General features: G+C 65.0%; 15 protein-coding genes and 3 tRNA genes. 10 read left to right on the forward strand and 8 right to left on the reverse strand.

The window, feature by feature from the left end:
• Nucleotides 1-19: 19 nt before the first annotated feature.
• The 6 genes from AWB78_RS16520 (at nt 20) to AWB78_RS16545 (ending at nt 7,596) form a co-directional block, all read left to right on the forward strand.
• On the forward strand, nt 20-3,367 hold the full coding sequence (locus AWB78_RS16520; RefSeq protein ID WP_062606053.1) for an Rne/Rng family ribonuclease: 3,348 nt from the start codon (nt 20-22) through the stop codon (nt 3,365-3,367).
• Nucleotides 3,368-3,598: 231 nt separating this feature from the next.
• Nucleotides 3,599-4,705, forward strand: coding sequence for a GTP 3',8-cyclase MoaA (moaA, locus tag AWB78_RS16525; protein ID WP_062606055.1), 1,107 nt, complete (start codon nt 3,599-3,601; stop codon nt 4,703-4,705).
• Between the two features lie 81 nt (nt 4,706-4,786).
• Nucleotides 4,787-5,341, forward strand: coding sequence for a molybdenum cofactor guanylyltransferase MobA (gene mobA, locus AWB78_RS16530; protein ID WP_232477733.1), 555 nt, complete (start codon nt 4,787-4,789; stop codon nt 5,339-5,341).
• 135 nt (nt 5,342-5,476) lie between these two features.
• Complete coding sequence (gene moeA / locus AWB78_RS16535) at nt 5,477-6,781, forward strand: molybdopterin molybdotransferase MoeA (protein ID WP_062606059.1); 1,305 nt, start codon at nt 5,477-5,479, stop codon at nt 6,779-6,781.
• Nucleotides 6,782-6,844: 63 nt separating this feature from the next.
• Entirely contained in the window at nt 6,845-7,120 is a 276-nt protein-coding gene (locus tag AWB78_RS16540) for a hypothetical protein (protein WP_049655276.1), read from the forward strand.
• A gap of 56 nt (nt 7,121-7,176) precedes the next feature.
• On the forward strand, nt 7,177-7,596 hold the full coding sequence (locus AWB78_RS16545; RefSeq protein ID WP_062606257.1) for a GNAT family N-acetyltransferase: 420 nt from the start codon (nt 7,177-7,179) through the stop codon (nt 7,594-7,596).
• A gap of 1 nt (nt 7,597) precedes the next feature.
• Here AWB78_RS16545 and AWB78_RS16550 read toward each other — a convergent pair whose 3' ends face one another.
• From AWB78_RS16550 to pncB, 5 genes are all read right to left on the reverse strand, one after another.
• The gene (locus AWB78_RS16550; protein ID WP_062606060.1) at nt 7,598-9,058 is read right to left on the reverse strand and encodes a DNA recombination protein RmuC; all 1,461 of its coding nucleotides are present in this window, start codon (nt 9,056-9,058) and stop codon (nt 7,598-7,600) included.
• Complete coding sequence (locus AWB78_RS16555; protein ID WP_062606062.1) at nt 9,055-10,035, reverse strand: 2-hydroxyacid dehydrogenase; 981 nt, start codon at nt 10,033-10,035, stop codon at nt 9,055-9,057. The genes AWB78_RS16550 and AWB78_RS16555 overlap by 4 nt, the downstream gene beginning before the upstream one ends.
• 9 nt (nt 10,036-10,044) lie before the next feature.
• Complete coding sequence (locus AWB78_RS16560; protein ID WP_062606064.1) at nt 10,045-11,457, reverse strand: sodium:proton antiporter; 1,413 nt, start codon at nt 11,455-11,457, stop codon at nt 10,045-10,047.
• Between the two features lie 5 nt (nt 11,458-11,462).
• Nucleotides 11,463-12,134, reverse strand: coding sequence for a LutC/YkgG family protein (locus tag AWB78_RS16565; protein WP_062606066.1), 672 nt, complete (start codon nt 12,132-12,134; stop codon nt 11,463-11,465).
• Nucleotides 12,135-12,265: 131 nt separating this feature from the next.
• Complete coding sequence (gene pncB, locus AWB78_RS16570; RefSeq protein ID WP_062606068.1) at nt 12,266-13,456, reverse strand: nicotinate phosphoribosyltransferase; 1,191 nt, start codon at nt 13,454-13,456, stop codon at nt 12,266-12,268.
• Between the two features lie 294 nt (nt 13,457-13,750).
• Between pncB and fdxA the strand changes: the two genes are divergently transcribed.
• The 4 genes from fdxA (at nt 13,751) to AWB78_RS16590 (ending at nt 14,591) form a co-directional block, all read left to right on the forward strand.
• Nucleotides 13,751-14,074: a ferredoxin FdxA gene (fdxA, locus tag AWB78_RS16575; protein WP_062606070.1), complete on the forward strand. Its 324-nt coding sequence runs from the start codon at nt 13,751-13,753 to the stop codon at nt 14,072-14,074.
• 121 nt (nt 14,075-14,195) lie between these two features.
• Nucleotides 14,196-14,271, forward strand: a tRNA-Asn gene (locus AWB78_RS16580).
• A gap of 84 nt (nt 14,272-14,355) precedes the next feature.
• A tRNA-Asn gene (locus AWB78_RS16585) sits at nt 14,356-14,431 on the forward strand.
• An 84-nt stretch (nt 14,432-14,515) separates the two neighbouring features.
• Nucleotides 14,516-14,591: transfer RNA gene (locus tag AWB78_RS16590), tRNA-Asn, on the forward strand.
• Nucleotides 14,592-14,658: 67 nt separating this feature from the next.
• Here the strand turns inward: AWB78_RS16590 and AWB78_RS16595 are convergent.
• The 3 genes from AWB78_RS16595 to AWB78_RS16605 are packed head-to-tail and all read right to left on the reverse strand — an operon-like array spanning nt 14,659 to nt 17,380.
• Complete coding sequence (locus AWB78_RS16595; protein WP_062606072.1) at nt 14,659-15,240, reverse strand: LutC/YkgG family protein; 582 nt, start codon at nt 15,238-15,240, stop codon at nt 14,659-14,661.
• Entirely contained in the window at nt 15,237-16,640 is a 1,404-nt protein-coding gene (locus AWB78_RS16600) for a lactate utilization protein B (protein ID WP_062606074.1), read from the reverse strand. The genes AWB78_RS16595 and AWB78_RS16600 overlap by 4 nt, the downstream gene beginning before the upstream one ends.
• Nucleotides 16,637-17,380, reverse strand: a complete 744-nt coding sequence (locus AWB78_RS16605; RefSeq protein ID WP_062606076.1) for a (Fe-S)-binding protein — start codon at nt 17,378-17,380, stop codon at nt 16,637-16,639. The genes AWB78_RS16600 and AWB78_RS16605 overlap by 4 nt, the downstream gene beginning before the upstream one ends.
• Between the last annotated feature and the right edge of the window lie 88 nt (nt 17,381-17,468).

The raw sequence follows: 17,468 nt of genomic DNA on the forward strand, positions 1-17,468 counted from the left end.
GCCGCTCTGGAGCCGTTTCATGAAACGCATGCTGTTTAACGCGACGCAGCAAGAAGAATTGCGCGTCGCCATCGTCGATGGGCAGAAGCTCATCGACATCGACATCGAAACCGCCGGGCGCGAACAGCGCAAAGGCAACATCTATAAGGGAGTCGTCACCCGCATCGAGCCGTCGCTCGAAGCCTGCTTCGTCAACTACGGCGAGGACCGCCACGGCTTTCTGCCGTTCAAGGAAGTCGCGCGCCAGTATTTCCGCGACGGCGTCGAGATGCGCTCCGCGCGCATTCAAGATGCACTCCGCGAAGGCCAGGAACTCATCGTTCAGGTCGAGAAGGAAGAGCGCGGCAACAAGGGCGCGGCGCTGACCACGTTCATCTCGCTGGCCGGCCGCTACCTCGTCCTGATGCCGAACAATCCGCGCGGCGGCGGCGTGTCGCGCCGCATCGAGGGCGACGAGCGGCAGGAACTGCGCGAAACCATGGCGCAGCTCGAACTGCCGGAAGGCATGAGCATCATCGCGCGCACGGCGGGTATCGGCCGTTCGGCGGAAGAGCTCCAGTGGGACCTGAACTACCTGATGCAGCTGTGGCGCGCGATCGAAGCCGCGTCGCAGAGCGGCGTCGCCGGTCAGCCGATGCTCATCTATCTCGAATCGAGCCTCGTCATCCGCGCGATTCGCGATTACTTCCAGCCGGATATCGGCGAAATCCTCATCGACACGACCGAAATCCATGATCAGGCGCGCGCCTTCATGGATATCGTGATGCCCGACAACCTGCAGAAGGTGAAGCGCTATCACGACGACGTGCCGCTCTTCTCGCGCTTCCAGATCGAGCATCAGATCGAAACGGCGTACTCGCGCACGGTGCCGCTGCCTTCCGGCGGCGCGATCGTGATCGACCACACCGAGGCGCTCGTCGCCATCGACGTGAACTCGGCTCGCGCGACCAAAGGCGCGGACATCGAGGAAACCGCGACGCGCACCAATCTCGAAGCCGCCGACGAAGTCGCGCGCCAGCTTCGCCTGCGCGATCTGGGCGGCCTGATCGTGATCGACTTCATCGACATGGAATCGGCCAAGAGCCAGCGCGAAGTCGAGCAACGTCTGAAAGACGCGTTGAAGCACGATCGCGCCCGCGTACAAATGGGCAAGATTTCGCGCTTCGGCCTCATGGAGCTGTCGCGTCAGCGACTGCGTCCGGCGCTCTCCGAAGGCAGTCACGTGACCTGCCCGCGCTGTAACGGCACGGGCCATATCCGCGATACCGAATCGTCCGCGCTGCAAGTGCTGCGGATCATTCAGGAAGAAGCGATGAAGGAAAACACCGCGGCGATCCATTGCCAGGTGCCGGTCGAGGTGACCGCCTTCCTGCTGAACGAAAAGCGCTCGGAAATCAACAAGATCGAGTCGCGCTTCAAGGTCAACGTCGTTCTGATCCCGAACAAGCATCTCGAGACGCCGCACTACAAGCTCGAGCGCCTGCGTCACGACGACGCGCGCCTCGACGATCCGCGCGCGTCGTGGAAGATGGCCGTCGAAGCGGCGAGCGAACTGGAGTCCGAAACCGGCTACAGCAAGCGCACCGAAGAAGTGAAGCCGAAGCAGGAAGCCGCCGTGAAGGGCATCACGCCCGAGAAGCCGGCGCCGAGCGCGCCGGTCAAGCCCGCACCCGTCGAGGCCGCGCCGGCTCCGGCGCCCGTGCCGGCGAGCGGCGGTTTCATCGCGTGGATCAAAAATCTGTTCGGCATTCAGCCTGCGCCGACGCCGGCGCCGGCGCCCGTCGAGGCGCAACCGGCCCCGCGCGCTCCGCGTGAGCGCGGCGAGCGCACCGGCAGCGGCGATCGCAACCGCAATCGTCGCGGCGGTGGCACCGGACGCGAAGGCGTCGCAGCGGGCGCGGCAACGGGTGGCAATGGCGCGGGCCGTCAGGGCGCGCGTCGTGAGGATCGCGAAGCCCGTGGCGGCCGTGAAGGTCGCGAGGGACGTGAACTGCGCGAAGTTCGTGAACCGCGCGAGGCCCGTGAATCGCGCGAGCCGCGTGAAGCACGCGAACCCCGCGAGGCACGCGAGCCGCGTGAAGCGCGTGAGCCGCGCGAATCCCGCGATCGCAACGTGGAACGCGCCGCGCGTCCGGAAGCGGCCGAGCGTCAGGAACGCCGCGAACGCCCTGATCGTGGCGAGCGCGCGGAACGCGGCGAGCGCACCGAACGCGCTGAACGTGGCGAGCGCCGCAAGCCGCAGCCGGAAGCAGCCGTCGAGGCGCTGACGCAAGGCGAAACGGTGCCGTCGGAAATCGTCGAAGCGGCGCAAGCCAATGCCGACGCCGCGCAACAGGTCGGCATCGACGCCGCATCGGCCGATCAGGCCGCAGCGCGTGACGGCGAAGAGCGTCGTCGTCGTCGCCGTGGCCGTCGCGGTGGCCGTCGCGAGCGCGACGAGGAAGGCATGACGGTGAATCACGCGGCTGACGTCGCGGAAGCCGAAGGCGCGGCAGAAAGCGTCTCCGCGCAAGCCGGCGTGTTCGACGCCGAAGCCGCGCAGGAAGCGGCAGCGCGTCGCGAAACCCGCCCTGCCGCACCGCAACCGGTCGAGCAGCCCGCTGTTGAACCCGCTTCCGAGCCGGTTTCTCAGGCGGTCGCTCAGCCGGTCGAGGCCGCGCAGCAGGCACCCGCCGCAGCCGAGGAAGCACCGGTTGCGAAGGCCATCGAAGCCGAGCCGTTCGAACTGAAGGCGCAAACGCCCGAGCCGGCCACGTTCGATCTCTTCGAGAAGCCCGCTCCGGCGCCGGCGGTCGAGAATCCGTTCGGCCCGACGCCGAAGGTTGTCGAGACGACGGCCGCGGATCCGTTCGCACCGGTTGCACCCGTCGCACCCGTCGCGACGGAAGAGCCGAAGCCGGTCGAAGAAGCGAAGCCCGTCGAAGCGGCCAAGCCCGTCGAAGCGGCTGCGACGCCCGTCGAGCCTGTCGCGGCCGAGCCCGCCGAAGCCGCCGAGCCGGTGAAAACCGCCGCCGTCGCGCCGACGCCCGAGGCAACCGCCGTCGAGCCGGTGAAGCCCGTCGAGCACGCGCAAGCGCAAGCGTCCGTGGCTGCCGAGGAACCGGTCGCCGTCGTTGCGGAGCCCGTGAAGGCCGCCGCGCCGGCAGCGCCCGCGACGTCGACGCCGATCGCCGCCGAAGCCCTTCAGCCGATGCTGGAGCGCGCCGGCCTGGTCTGGGTCAACACCGACGAGAGCAAGCTGCGTGAAGCCAACGCCGCCGCCGAGCGTGTGCCGGCGCCGGTGCGCGTGCCGCGCGAGCGCAAACCGCTCGCGCCGGCCGACACCACGCCGATGCAGCAGGTGGAAACCAGCAAGAGCGTCCACTAAGCGCACTCGCGCAAGCCGGTTCGCTCCGGTGAAACGGCTGCAGTAAAAGAACGCCATCGATTCCGGTCGATGGCGTTTTGTTTTGCCGCCTAGCGCATGAAATCGCGCACGAAACTGCGGGAAAACCGCGACCTCGTGACCGTGCGCCTCGGCGCCCGGTTCCGCTAGAATGGGACGATCAAACCATTATTCGAACAAGGCCGCAGCGGCCGAGCCGAACCCCCAGCCATCATGTCCCGACGCATCATTCCCCTGGCCGATGTCAGTTCGATTCCGGATTATTCCGGCGCCGCGACGTCGCCGTCCGGGCTGCTTACGGACACGCTCGCGCGTCCTCTTCGCGACCTGCGCATCTCGGTCACGGACCGCTGCAACTTCCGCTGCGTGTACTGCATGCCGCGCGAAGTGTTCGACAAGCATTATGAGTTCTTGCCCCACGCCGCCCTGCTCTCGTTCGAGGAGATCGAACGGCTCGCGCGCGTGTTCGTCGCGCATGGTGTGGAAAAGATCCGTCTCACGGGCGGCGAGCCGCTTCTGCGCAAGAACATCGAATTCCTGATCGAGCGGCTCTCGCTGCTGCGCACGCCGGAAGGCCGTCCGCTCGATCTCACGCTGACGACGAACGGCTCGCTGCTCGCGCGCAAGGCCCGTTCGCTCAGGGACGCGGGTCTGTCGCGCGTGACGGTCAGCCTCGACGCACTCGACGACGCCCTCTTCCGCCGCATGAACGACGCCGATTTCGCCGTCGCCGACGTGCTGAACGGCATCGAAACGGCGCAAGCCGTCGGGCTCGATCCGATCAAGGTCAACATGGTCGTGAAGCGCGGCACGAACGATCAGGAAATCGTCCCGATGGCGCACCATTTCAAAGGCAGCGGCGCGGTTCTGCGCTTCATCGAATACATGGATGTCGGCGCGTCGAACGGATGGAACATGAGCGAAGTGCTGCCGTCGGCGCAAGTGGTCGAGCGCATCGACGCGCATTTCCCGCTCGAACCGCTCGAAGCGCACACGGCCGCCGAAACCGCGCAGCGCTGGGGCTATCGCGACGGCGGCGGTGAAATCGGCGTGATTTCCAGCGTCACGCGCGCGTTCTGCGGCTCCTGCACGCGCGCACGTCTGTCCACCGAAGGCAAGCTCTATCTGTGCCTCTTCGCGGGGTCGGGCCACGACCTGCGCGGCCTGATCCGCGGCGGCGCGAGCGACGACGAAGTCGCGACGGCGATCTCGCGCATCTGGGAAGCGCGCGGCGACCGCTATTCGCAACTGCGCGGCAGCGCGTCGGCGTCATCGCGCGAGGATGCGCCTCGTGTCGAGATGTCGTACATCGGCGGCTGAGCGCGGCGGCGGCTCGTGCTGAACGCTCATTCATCCGCAAATGTCACTGCGCTCGTGCTCGCGGGCGGACGCGGCTCGCGCATGGGCGGCGTCGACAAAGGCATGCAGCCGTTTCGCGGCGAGCCGCTCGCACTGCACGTGATGCGGCGCATCGCGCCGCAAGCGAGCGCGGTCCTGATCAGCGCGAATCGCTCCATCGAGGACTATGAGCGCCTGGGTGCGGCGTTCGGGGCGCGCGTCATCGCGGACACCCACGCGGATTATCCCGGACCGCTCGCCGGCATTGCTGCCGCGCTGCGCGCCGCGACGACCGAATTCGTCCTGACCGCGCCGTGCGATGCCCCTTACGTCGACGAGCATCTCGGCGCCGCGCTGATGCACGCGCTCGTCACACATCACGCCGACATCGCCTACGCCGCGACGGTCGATGCGTCCGGCGAAGTCATGGCGCATCCGGTTTTCGCGCTCGTGCGCACGTCCCTCGCCGACGATCTCGACGCCTGGCTCGACGCCGGCGAGCGTAAGGTTCGCGCGTGGTACGCGCGCCACACGGCGGCGGAAGTCCGATTTCACGATGAACGCGCGTTTTACAATATCAATGATTTACAGCAGTTGGCCGATCTGCACCGCCGCTGACTCATTCAATCCGATTTGCAACCCGACTGTTCGCGCACGGCCGCCTTCGCGGCCTTCTGACGTTCGGGCGCTCAACCACCGCGCGGCCTCGTGGCTGCTTCTTCGCCGGATTCCGGCCGCGATCCACGCCGATTCATGACCACGTCCAAGGAATTTTCCGCCTGCGTCGCCCACTACGATCCGGATGCGCTGCCAGTCGCCGCCGCGCAGGACATCGTGCGTCAATGGGCGATGCCGCGCACGCGCGACGCGCAGATCGAGCGTGTGGGCCTGCATGATGCGCTCGGCCGCGTGCTCGCCGAAGACGTGATCTCGCCCATCGACGTGCCCGCCTTCGACAACTCCGCGATGGACGGCTACGCGTTCGCGAGCGAAGCGCTGTCGCGCGGCGCGAGCGCACTGGACCTCGCCGTCGCAGGCACGGCGCTCGCCGGACGGCCGTTCACCACCGCGCCGGGCGCGAATCAATGCGTGCGTATCATGACGGGTGCGCTCATCCCGCCGGGATGCGATACCGTCGTGCCGCAGGAGCTCGTGACCCGCGAAGGCGACGCGATCCGCTTCTCCAGCGCGGCTGTCCGCGCCGGGCAGAACCGCCGCCTCGCGGGCGAGGACCTCGCGAAAGGCAAGCCGGCGCTGCTCGCCGGCCGCATCGTGCGCGCGTCGGATCTCGGCCTGCTCGCATCGCTCGGCATCGGCGAAGTGGCCGTGCACAAGCGTCTCACGGTGGCGTTCTTTTCGACAGGCGACGAATTGCGCTCCGTCGGCGAAACGCTGAGCCCGGGCAGCCTTTACGACAGCAACCGCTACACGCTCTTCGCGATGCTGAAGCGCCTCGACGTCGAGACGATCGATCTCGGCATCGTGCGCGACGACCGCGCATCGCTCGAAAAGGCATTGCGGCAGGCGACCGAAAGCGCGGATGTCGTCATCAGCTCGGGCGGCGTGTCGGTCGGCGATGCCGACTTCACGCGCGAGTTGATGAATTCGCTCGGCGACGTCGCGTTCTGGAAGATCGCGATGCGCCCCGGCCGGCCGCTCGCGTTCGGCCGCCTGTGGTCGGGCGAGCGCGCGGGCACCGGCAGGTCGGCGCTATTCTTCGGCTTGCCGGGCAATCCGGTCGCCGTGATGGCGACGTTCTATTTCATCGTGCGCGAGGCGCTGCTGGCGATGTCGGGTGCGACGCGTCAACCGCTCGCGGTCATCCGCGCGACCGCTGCCGGGCCGACGAAAAAGCGCGCGGGCCGCACCGAGTTCCAGCGCGGCATCGCGACGCGCGACGACGACGGCCGCTGGAGCGTCGTCACGACCGGCCCGCAGGGGTCCGGCGTGCTCAGCTCGATGAGCGAAGCCAACTGCTTCATCGTGCTCGAGCATGCGCGCGGCGACATCGACGCCGGCGACGACGTCGACATCGTGCCGTTCGACGGCCTGATCTGACGGGCGCGGCAACGAGCATCGCCAGGACAACCATTCCTACATCGATAGACGGGGCTTCCTTCCATGAAAAAGCAGATTTCATCCATTGCACCGGGACAGACCGCCAAGGCGCTGATCCTCGTGTATCTGACCTTCAGCGTGCCGATCGTGCTGCTCGGCGTCGTGGTCGCGTTCGTGCGATACGGCTCGGTGGAAGTGAGCACCGTCACGAGCGCGCTGCTGCTGAACGCGATTCTCGGCTTCGTTCTGCTGTGGATCGCGTGTCACGCGTACAACTGGGTGGCGTCGCGTTTCGGCGGCATCGAGATCGTGTTGTCCGATGCACCGGAGGAAGCGTGAGCGCTCCTGACATTCGATCGGCCACACCCGGCGACGTCGCCGCGATCTTCGGCCTGATGTACGAGCTCGCCGAGTTCGAGAAGCTCACGCACCTGTTCATTGCGACGAAAGAAGGCGTGCACGACGCGCTCTTCGGCGCGCGCCCCGCCGCCGAGGCGCTCGTCGCGGAGCAGGCGGGCGAAATCGTCGGCTATGCGCTCTTCTTCCAGAACTTCTCGACCTTCCTCGGCAAGCGCGGCCTCTATCTCGAAGACCTGTACGTGCGCCCTTCGATGCGCGGCAGCGGCCTCGGCACATTGATGCTCAAGAATCTCGCCGCGCTCGCGGTCGAGCGCCAGTGCGGCCGCTTCGAGTGGTCGGTGCTGGACTGGAATCAGAACGCGATCGACTTCTACGAGAAAATGGGCGCGACCGTGCTGCCCGACTGGCGCATCGTGCGCGTGACGGGCGAGCCGCTCGAACGCCTCGCCTCGTAACTCAGAGATCGTCGTCGCTTTCGGGCGATGACGGATCGCCGAGCGCATCGCCCAACAGCCCCGCCGCCTGTTCACCCGGCAGCGCCTCGACATCGCGCAGGCGCTTGCCCATCTGCCGTGTGCGCGTCTGCGCCGCCTCGATCGAGCGCGTGACGGTCTCGAGCTGCGTCTTCGTTCTCGCCAGCACTTCGCCGAACTTGCCGAACTCGGTCTTCACCGCGCCGAGCACCTGCCACACCTCGCTCGAACGCTTCTCGATGGCGAGCGTGCGGAAGCCCATCTGCAGACTGTTGAGCAGCGCGGTCAGCGTCGTCGGTCCGGCGATGGTCACGCGATACTCGCGCTGCAACGCGTCGCTCAGACCGGGACGGCGCAGCACTTCCGCGTAGAGCCCTTCGGTCGGCAGGAAGAGCAGCGCGAAGTCGGTCGTGTGAGGCGGCGCGACGTACTTCTGCGCGATCGACTTCGCTTCCGCGCGCAAGCGGCCTTCGAGCGCGCGGGACGCGTCCTCGACGCCGGCCGGATCGGCACGCTCCTGAGCATCGATCAGGCGCTCGTAGTCCTCGCGCGGAAACTTCGCGTCGATGGGCAGCCACACGGGCGTGGCGGCATCGCCCGGCGCGCCCGGTGCATCGTGCCGGCCGGGAAGCCTGATCGCGAACTCGACGCGCTCGTTGCTCTTCGGAATCGTCGCGACGTTTTTCGCGTACTGATCGGGCGTGAGCAGTTGTTCCAGCAGCGATTCCAGCTGCACTTCGCCCCAGATGCCGCGCGTCTTGACGTTGGTCAGCACCTTCTTCAGATCGCCGACGCCCGCCGCGAGCGTCTGCATTTCGCCGAGCCCGCGATGCACCTGTTCCAGCCGGTCCGACACGAGCTTGAACGATTCGCCGAGCCGCTGCTCCAGCGTCGCGTGCAGCTTCTCGTCGACGGTTCTGCGCATTTCTTCGAGCTTCGTCGCGTTGTTCGCTTCGATGTCCTTCAGGCGCGCTTCGAGCGTCGCGCGCACTTCCGCGAGCCGCCGCTCGTTCGCCTCCGATAGCTGCGACAGATGCAGCGACATGGAATCGGCGAAACGCTTGAGTGCATTGCCCTGATCCTCGCGCGCCTGCTGGCTCTGTTGTGCGAGTTGCTGCGCGAGCGCATCGAATTGCGCGTTCTGCACGCTCGATGTGCTCGCCAATTGCGTCGCGAGCGTCTGATGAAATTGCGTGAAGCCGCTTTGCGACTCCATGCGCGACACGCGCGCGCTTTCCGCGATATCGCCGCGCAGGCCGCGTTCGAGCCTTTCCTGCGCGCGCGCGTGGGCCTCGCCCATGTCGTTGACGCGATCGGTGAGCGCTTCGAACTCATCGAAGATGACCGCGTTCGAGTGGCGCCGCATCGTCATGACGAGCGCGATGAGCGAGACCACCAGCGCGGCCGCCAGCAAGGCGACCGCGCCAACCAGCATTTCCGTCATTTCTTGAGTACGTCCGGATTGATCGGGTTCGGCGGATTGCCGGCGCGCGGGCCCTCGCCCAGCGCGGCGATGAGATTGTCCGCCGCGAGATTGGCCATCGCGCGGCGCGTGCCCTCGGTCGCGCTCGCGATGTGCGGCGTCAGCACGACGTTATCGAGCAGCAGGAAATCCGGGTTGAAATCCGGCTCGCCCTCGAACACGTCGATGCCCGCCGACGCGATGCGCTTCTCGCGCAGCGCGACGATCAACGCGTTATCGTCGACGATGCCGCCGCGCGCGATGTTCGTAAGCGTGGCCGTCGGCTTCATCAGCGCGAGCTCGGCCGCGCCGATCGTGTGATGGCTCTCCTTCGAGTAAGGCACCACGAGCACCACATGATCCGCACGCCTGAGCAGGTCTTCCTTCGATGCGTACTCGGCGTTCAGCTCCCGCTCGATCTCCGGCGCGACGCGCGAGCGGTTGTGATAGATCACGCGCATGTTGAAGCCGCTCGCCCGCCGCGCGAGCGCCTGGCCGATGCGTCCCATGCCGATCACGCCGAGCGTCGAGCCGTAGACATCGTTGCCGAGGAACGAATCGAACGACCACTTCTGCCACTTGCCCGCGCGCAGATAGTGCTCGGACTCCGTGACGCGGCGCGCGGCGGCCATCATCAGCGCCCAGCCGAAATCGGCGGTGGTTTCGTTCAGCACGTTCGGCGTATTGGTGCCGAGCACCTCGTGCGCGTCGAACGCCTTCATGTCGAAGTTGTTGTAGCCGACCGCCATGTTCGCGACCACTTTCAGGTTCGGTGCGCCGGCCAGCTCCTTGTCGCCGACCCACTCGCCCGCGGTGAACGCGCCGTCCTTATCGGCGAGACGGCGCGCGAATTCGTCCTGCGGAAGCACGTCGCCGAGATTCGCTTCGACATCGAAATACTGTTTCAGGCGTTCGATCACATCGGGGAACGTGGGACGCGCGACAAGTACCTTCTTCATCGATTGCTCCTAGAAAAACAGCCAGCCCAGAACGGCAAAAAGCGGCAGAAGGATCGCGCCCGACCACGCCATGAAGCCGAAGAAACTCGGCATGCGCACGCCGCGCGATTCGGCGATCGCCTTCACCATGAAATTCGGCGCATTGCCGATATACGTATTCGCGCCCATGAAGACCGCGCCCGCCGAGATGGCGGCGAGCGTGGTGGCGTCCGTGGTCATGAGCGTGCGGGCATCGCCGCCCGCGAGATTGAAGAACACGAGATAGGTCGGCGCGTTGTCGAGAAACGAGGACAAGAGGCCCGTCGCCCAGAAATAAGCGATGTCGACCGGTTTGCCATGCGCATCCGACACCGCGCGCACGATGCCCGCGAACGCGCCCGCCTCGCCCGCGCGGAGAATTGCGATGACCGGCGCGATGGTGATGAAGATCGCGGCGAAGAGCTTGGCCACTTCCTCGATGGGCGCCCAGTCGAACGCGTTGCCGGCACGCGCGCTTTTCGGCGTGAGCGCGAGCGAGGCCAGCAGCACGACGATGAGCAGCACGTCGCGCGCGAGATTCTGCAACTGCACCTGCGTGCCGAAGACATCGAACGCGATGCCCGGCTTCCAGATGCCGCTCATCAGCACGAGCGCGACGATCGCCGCGAGCAGCGCGAAGTTGATCTTGCCGTCGATGCCGAGCGGCGGCGTGTCGGGCGTCGGGTCGAGAAACGCGGAGCGCGCGTCGTGACGGCGCCAGTAGTGGCTGTCGAGCATGTAGAACAGAGCGAGCAGCACGGCGCAGACGAAGAGCATCGGCAGCGCGAGATGCAGCGTCGTCCAGAAAAAGCCGACGCCATTGAGAAAGCCGAGGAACAGCGGCGGATCGCCGAGCGGCGTGAGCGAGCCGCCCGCATTCGCGACCAGAAAGATGAAAAACACGACCACATGCACGACGTGCTTGCGATTGTCGTTCGCGCGCAGGAGCGGACGAATGAGCAGCATGGCCGCGCCCGTCGTGCCCATGAGGCTCGCGAGCACGGTGCCGAGTGCGAGCAGTCCGGTATTGAGACGCGCGGAGCCATGCAGATTGCCGTGCACGCAGATGCCGCCCGCCACCGTATAGAGCGACGCCAGCAGAATGATGAAGGGCACATACTCTTCGAGCATCGCGTGAACCAGCACGCTGCCCGCCGTGCCGATGCCGAACGCGAGCGCGAACGGCACGAGAAACGCGAGCGCCCACGCGGCCGCGATCTTGCCGAAATGGTGATGCCAGACCTTCGGCGCGACGAGCGGAAAGACCGCGATGGAAAACAGGATGCCGATGAACGGAATGCCCCAGGTTGCCGGAAGCGTCGCGCCGCCGGGTGTGGCCGCGACGGCGGGCGCACCGATCAGCGCCAGCGCCGCGCACAAGACGCCGAAAACGGTCCGCCGCATCTGATTCAGGCTCCGCGCACGACGATCACATGCACGCGATACGGCCCATGCGCCCCGAGCACGATGGTCTGTTCGATATCGCCGGTACGCGATGGCCCCGATACGAAGTTCACCGCGCGCGGCAACTCGCCCCGCTCGGCGCGCATCAGCGCGAACGCGTCCTCGTGCGCCGCGACGATGCGCGACGCCGGCACGATCGCGATATGCGTCTGCGGCAGGAGTGCGCCGGACGCGGGTGTATCGGCGCCGGACAGCAGCACGAGCGAACCGGTTTCAGCCGTCGCACAGAAGCAGCCGGTGATGCCGACGAGATCGGCGTCCGCCGGTTTGCGCAGCGCTGCCTGAATGCCCGCTTGCGCCCATGGAAGATCGGCGAGCGCGGGCCACGCGACGACATCCGTGGAAAGATTCAGCGACTGCAGATAGCGCGCGGCTTCGGCGGGAGCATGGGCAAGCGACTCGACTTCGGCGACCGTCGAGGAAAGACGCTCGGCTTCGAGCCGGAACCGCGCGATGAGATCGTCCCGAGACTGAGGCAGCGGAGGACGCGGACCCGCGGGATGCCGCTCGACATACTCTTGCGCCGTTGCGCGCTCGGCGTCCGTGGGCGTGCCGCGACGGCCCTGCGCGCTGCGAATGCGCGCGAGAATATTGCGGCGCGCGGCCGATGTATCCATGGTGCCGTCCTCGTGTTTGCGTGCTTGAGTTTCGTGCGCGCCGGTTTGATCGACGCGTCCGAATTATAGCGAGCGATATTCGGCGACGAACCTCGTCCGAACGGCATAGGCCGAACGCGCAGAAAGCGCGATCAGTTTTCTTCGATGGGCTGCTCGATGCCGAATACCTGGCGCAGATACGCGAGATAAGCCTTGTCGTCGCACATGTTCTTGCCGGGCGAATCCGAGAGCTTCGCGACCGGCTGACCATTGCAGCGGACCATCTTGACGACGATCTGCAGCGGCTGATAGCCGAGGTCGTTGGTGAGATTGGTGCCGACGCCGAACGCCAGCTGACAGCGCCCGCGAAAGCGCTCATACAGTTGCAGCACCCTGGGGATATCGAGCGCGTCGGAGAATACCAGCACCTTGGTGCGCGGATCGCAGCGGTTTTCCTCGTAATGCCGGATGAGGCGCTCGCCCCAGTCGAAGGGATCGCCGGAGTCGTGGCGCGCGCCGTCGAAGAGCTTGCAGAAGTACATGTCGAAGTCGCGCAGGAACGCCTTCATGCCGTAGACGTCCGACAGCGCGATCCCGAGGTCGCCGCGGTATTCCTTCGCCCACATTTCGAAGCCGAAGATTTGCGAATCCCGCAGACGCGGACCCAGCGCCTGACACGCCTGCAGGTACTCGTGGGCCATCGTTCCCAAGGGACGCAGACCGTGTTTCATCGCGTAGAAGACGTTGCTCGTGCCCGCGAACTGAGCGCCGAGTTTTTCCTTCAACGTCAGCACCACTTCCTCGTGCCACTGCCCGGAGAAGCGCCGGCGCGTGCCGTAATCGGCGATCTTGCAGTCGGAGTATTCGGGCGGCGCGGCGAGCAGCTTGATCTTGTCGCGCAGGCGCTCGCGGCCCGTTTCGAACTCGGGCTTGCGCTGCGTGTTGCGGAAATAGACCTCGTTGACGATCGCGAGCACCGGAATCTCGAAGAGGATCGTGTGCAGCCACGGCCCTTCGATTTCGATATCGATCTCGCCGTTGTTCTTCGGCGAGGGCGCAATGCGGATGGACTTCTCGTTCAGATGAAAGAGCGCGAGGAAATCGATGAAGTCGCTCTTGATGAAGCGCATGCGCCGCAGATAGTCCAGCTCCTCTTCCTCGAAGCGCAGACTGCAGAGCTGGCGCACCTCGTCGCGGATTTCGTCGATATACGGCACGAGATCCACATTCGGCGTGCGGCAGCGGAAGCGATACTCGACATGCGCCGCAGGGAAATGATGCAGCACGACCTGCATCATCGTGAACTTGTAGAGGTCGGTATCGAGCAGCGAATTGATGATCATGGTTCTGACGGGAACATCCACGCGAATCGACCACGCGCCTTGGCCTGATATCTATTGCGAGCGCGAGCCGGTCTTTAGGGTCATGTTACCCGAATGTGCGCGAGGGCATGACCCATGCTCCGCCCTATTATGAAGGCGCGCATACATACATCACGAATCGATATAAAGGGCGCTTCGCGCGGCTCGCGCCCGCTTTTACCGTTACGCTACAATATGCGTTTCGCCACGCGCATCTCGCGGCCCATGCAGCCGCCCAGGGCGCCGCCCCCACGAATTACGCATGCAGGAGCCTGAATGACTCACGTTGTGACCGAAAGCTGCATCAAGTGCAAGTACACCGATTGTGTGGACGTGTGCCCGGTGGATTGCTTCCGCGAAGGTCCCAACTTTCTCGCGATCGATCCGGACGAGTGCATCGACTGCGCCGTGTGCGTCGCCGAATGCCCGGTAAACGCGATCTACGCCGAAGAGGATGTGCCCTCGGACCAGCAGCACTTCACCGAACTGAACGCCGAGCTCGCGCGCAACTGGCCGAGCATCACGAAGACGAAGGGCTCGCTTCCTGAAGCGGACGAGTTCAAGGACGTCAAGGAAAAGCTGAACCTGCTCGAGCGTTGATTTCGCTGCGGCCAGGCCGCCAACATCGGATTGTTCAATGCAAAAAAGTGTATTGAATGACGATTTAGCGTTGACACCCTAGCACCAGCTCCCTATAATTCCGCTTCTCTGCTGTAGATGTTCCCCGATAGCTCAGTCGGTAGAGCGCCGGACTGTTAATCCGTAGGTCCCTGGTTCGAGCCCAGGTCGGGGAGCCAAAAACTCCAGCAAGCGGTTTCAAAGAAACCCAGTCCATCGGCTGGGTTTTTTATCTCAGTTGCAGATGTAGATGTTTCAGTTGTTCCCCGATAGCTCAGTCGGTAGAGCGCCGGACTGTTAATCCGTAGGTCCCTGGTTCGAGCCCAGGTCGGGGAGCCAAAAACTCCAGCAAGCGGTTTCAAAGAAACCCAGTCCATCGGCTGGGTTTTTTATCTCAGTTGCAGATGTAGATGTTTCAGTTGTTCCCCGATAGCTCAGTCGGTAGAGCGCCGGACTGTTAATCCGTAGGTCCCTGGTTCGAGCCCAGGTCGGGGAGCCAAAAAGCTTCCAAGCAAAAAGCCCAGTCACGCGACTGGGCTTTTTGTTTTTCCGCGCTGCCTGAAACTTCACGCAAGCCATACGACCGTCAGCGAGCGCACGCCCTGCGCGCCGCGAATCAGCACACCTTCGATATCCGCCGTCGCCGATGGCCCCGTCACCAGCACCGCATAACGCGCCGACTTGAAATCGGGCCGTCGATAAACCTGCTGCAAGCCTTCGACCAGCAGCGCGGGATCGAGCAGCACGACGAGATGCTGCACCAGATAGCCGATCGAGTTCACGAGATACTCTTCCTCACTGAACCAGACCGATCCGGTTTCGGCGACACCGAAGCGCCCTCGCACGACGCCGACATCGACATCCTGAAGCGACGCCGGCGCGGTATCGCACGAAATGGCGCGATTGCCTTCGATGCCCGCCACCGCCGACGCCACGATCGCGTCCGCGCCGAAACGCGCGGCAATCATCGCCTGAACCTCCTCCGCGCTCGACGCCTCCACGCACGTTCCGCCCATCGCGGTGAGCGCCGTGGCGAAACGCTCGCGCAGATCGCCTTCGGGCGTCGGAAACAAGGGCACATCGGGACGCGGGCGCGACGCCGGCTGCGCCGCACGGATCTTCGATAGAAAAGCTTCGCGGGTCGTCATTTGGCAACTTGTCCGGCAGATGAACGGTTCTTCTTGTACCACTCGTGAAAAGTCTCGGCGGGCGCTTCGGGCAAGTCGCGCTGGCGTCCCCAGATATTCAGCGGGTTATAGAGCACGAAGTTGGGCAGACGCTTGAGCGCGCCGCCGAGCGAGGCGACCGTCGCGCGATAAAGCGTCGGGCTCGCGAGGAGGCGCCCCGCCATCTTCAGCACTTCCTGCTTCACGAACGGCACTTCGTGCTTCTCGGCGATCACTTCGCGCCATTTGTAGATCTGCTCGTGGATATTCACCTTCACGGGACAGACGTTGGTGCAACTGCCGTTCATCGTCGATGCGAACGGCAGCGCGCTGTAGCGCTTGAGATCGTAGGTCGGGTTGATGATCGCGCCGATCGGCCCGGAATACGTGCCGCCGTAGGACAAGCCGCCGCTCCTTCGATACACCGGGCACGTGTTCATGCACGCGCCGCAGCGGATGCACTTGAGCGAGTACCAGAAGTCGTCCATCGCGAGCCGTTCGGAACGGCCGTTGTCGACGAGGATGAAGTGCATCTCCGCGCCCGGACGCGGCGCGCGAAAGTGCGACGTGTATTGCGTGATCGGCGAACCGAGCGCGCTGCGCGACAGCATCCGCACGAACACGCCGAGATCGGCGATCGTCGGGATGATCTTCTCGATGCCGATCGACGCGATATGCAGCGGCGGTACGTTCGCGGACAGATCCGCGTTGCCCTCGTTCGTGCACACGACGACCGTGCCCGTCTCCGCGACCGCGAAGTTGCAGCCCGTCATGCCCGCCGTCTTTTCGCGCACGAAATACGGCCGCGTGTTCATGCGCTGGCTTTCGGCGAGATAGTGGATGTCGCTGTTCTTCGGATCGGTGCCGATGGTCTTGCCGAACAGCTCGGCCACGTCCGCGCGCAGCTTGTGCACCGCGGGCACGACCATATGGCTCGGGTCCTGATGATCGAGTTGCTGAATCCGCTCGCCGAGATCGGTTTCCATCACCGTGATGCCGCGCGGCTCGAGGTAATCGCGCATGTAGCACTCGTCGGTCAGCATCGACTTGCTCTTCACGAGCGATGTCATGCCGCGCTCGCTCATCAGCTTGTGGACGAGCGCGTTGTGCTCCTCCGCATTGGCCGCGAAATGCACGACGACGCCATTTTTCTCCGCCTGATCGACGAACTGCGCGATGTAATCCGCGAGATTCGACAGCGTGTGCTCCTTGATCCCCGACGCGAGATTGCGCAGCGCCTCCCATTCGGGGATGCCGTGCGCCTGCGCGTCGCGCTTGGTGCGCAAATCCCACAGGCGCTTGTCGTGGAACGCGACGTGATCCGGCTTCTGCAGAAACGCGCCCGCCGCTTTCGCGTGATCGATACGAACGGTTTTGCTCATGCGCGCGCTCCGTTCAGAACCTGCGCGATATGGATGAACTTCGCATCGGCTTTCATGCGCTCGGCGCAGCCCTGCTGATGCATGAGACATGACATATCGCCCGACACGATGTACTCCGCGCCCGCCCCGACGTGATCGCGCACCTTGTCCTGCCCCATGCGCACGGAGACGGCCTCTTCCGTCACCGAGAACGTCCCGCCGAATCCGCAGCATTCGTCCGGACGCGCGGGCGCAACGAACTCGATGCCCTTCACGCCTTCGAGCAACGCGCGCGGCTTCGAATACGGCGTGCCGGCGATCTCCGAATTCGACGTCTCGCGCAAATGCCGCACCGCGCTGCAACTGTTGTGCAGCCCGACCTTGTGCGGAAACTCGGCCCACGGAAACTCGCGCACCTTCAACACGTCATGCAGGAATTCGACGAGTTCATAGGTATTGCGCCGCACCTTCTGCACCGCGCTCGTCTGCTCGATCGCGGTGAAGTGCTCGCGCACGTGGTGCGTGCAACTCGCCGACGGCCCGACGACGTAGTCGTAGTCGGCGAAATTGCGCGCGAACACGCGCTCGGCGCTGGCGGCGACCTTGTGCGCGCCGCTATTGGCCATCGGCTGGCCGCAGCAGGTCTGATCCTGCGGGTAATCGACGTCCAGCCCGAGGCGCTCGAGCACCTCCAGCGTGGCGATGCCGACCTGCGGATAGAACGCATCGATGAAACAGGGAACGAACAGGGCAACTTTCATGGAGGTCCGATTGCGAGGATGACGGGCGGCGCTTGGTAAGCTTGGTCTGACCAAGACTTTAAAGAGGCGGCTGTTTCGTGTCAAACTG

This window comes from Caballeronia calidae (assembly GCF_900044055.2).
GTDB classification, from domain to species: domain Bacteria; phylum Pseudomonadota; class Gammaproteobacteria; order Burkholderiales; family Burkholderiaceae; genus Caballeronia; species Caballeronia calidae.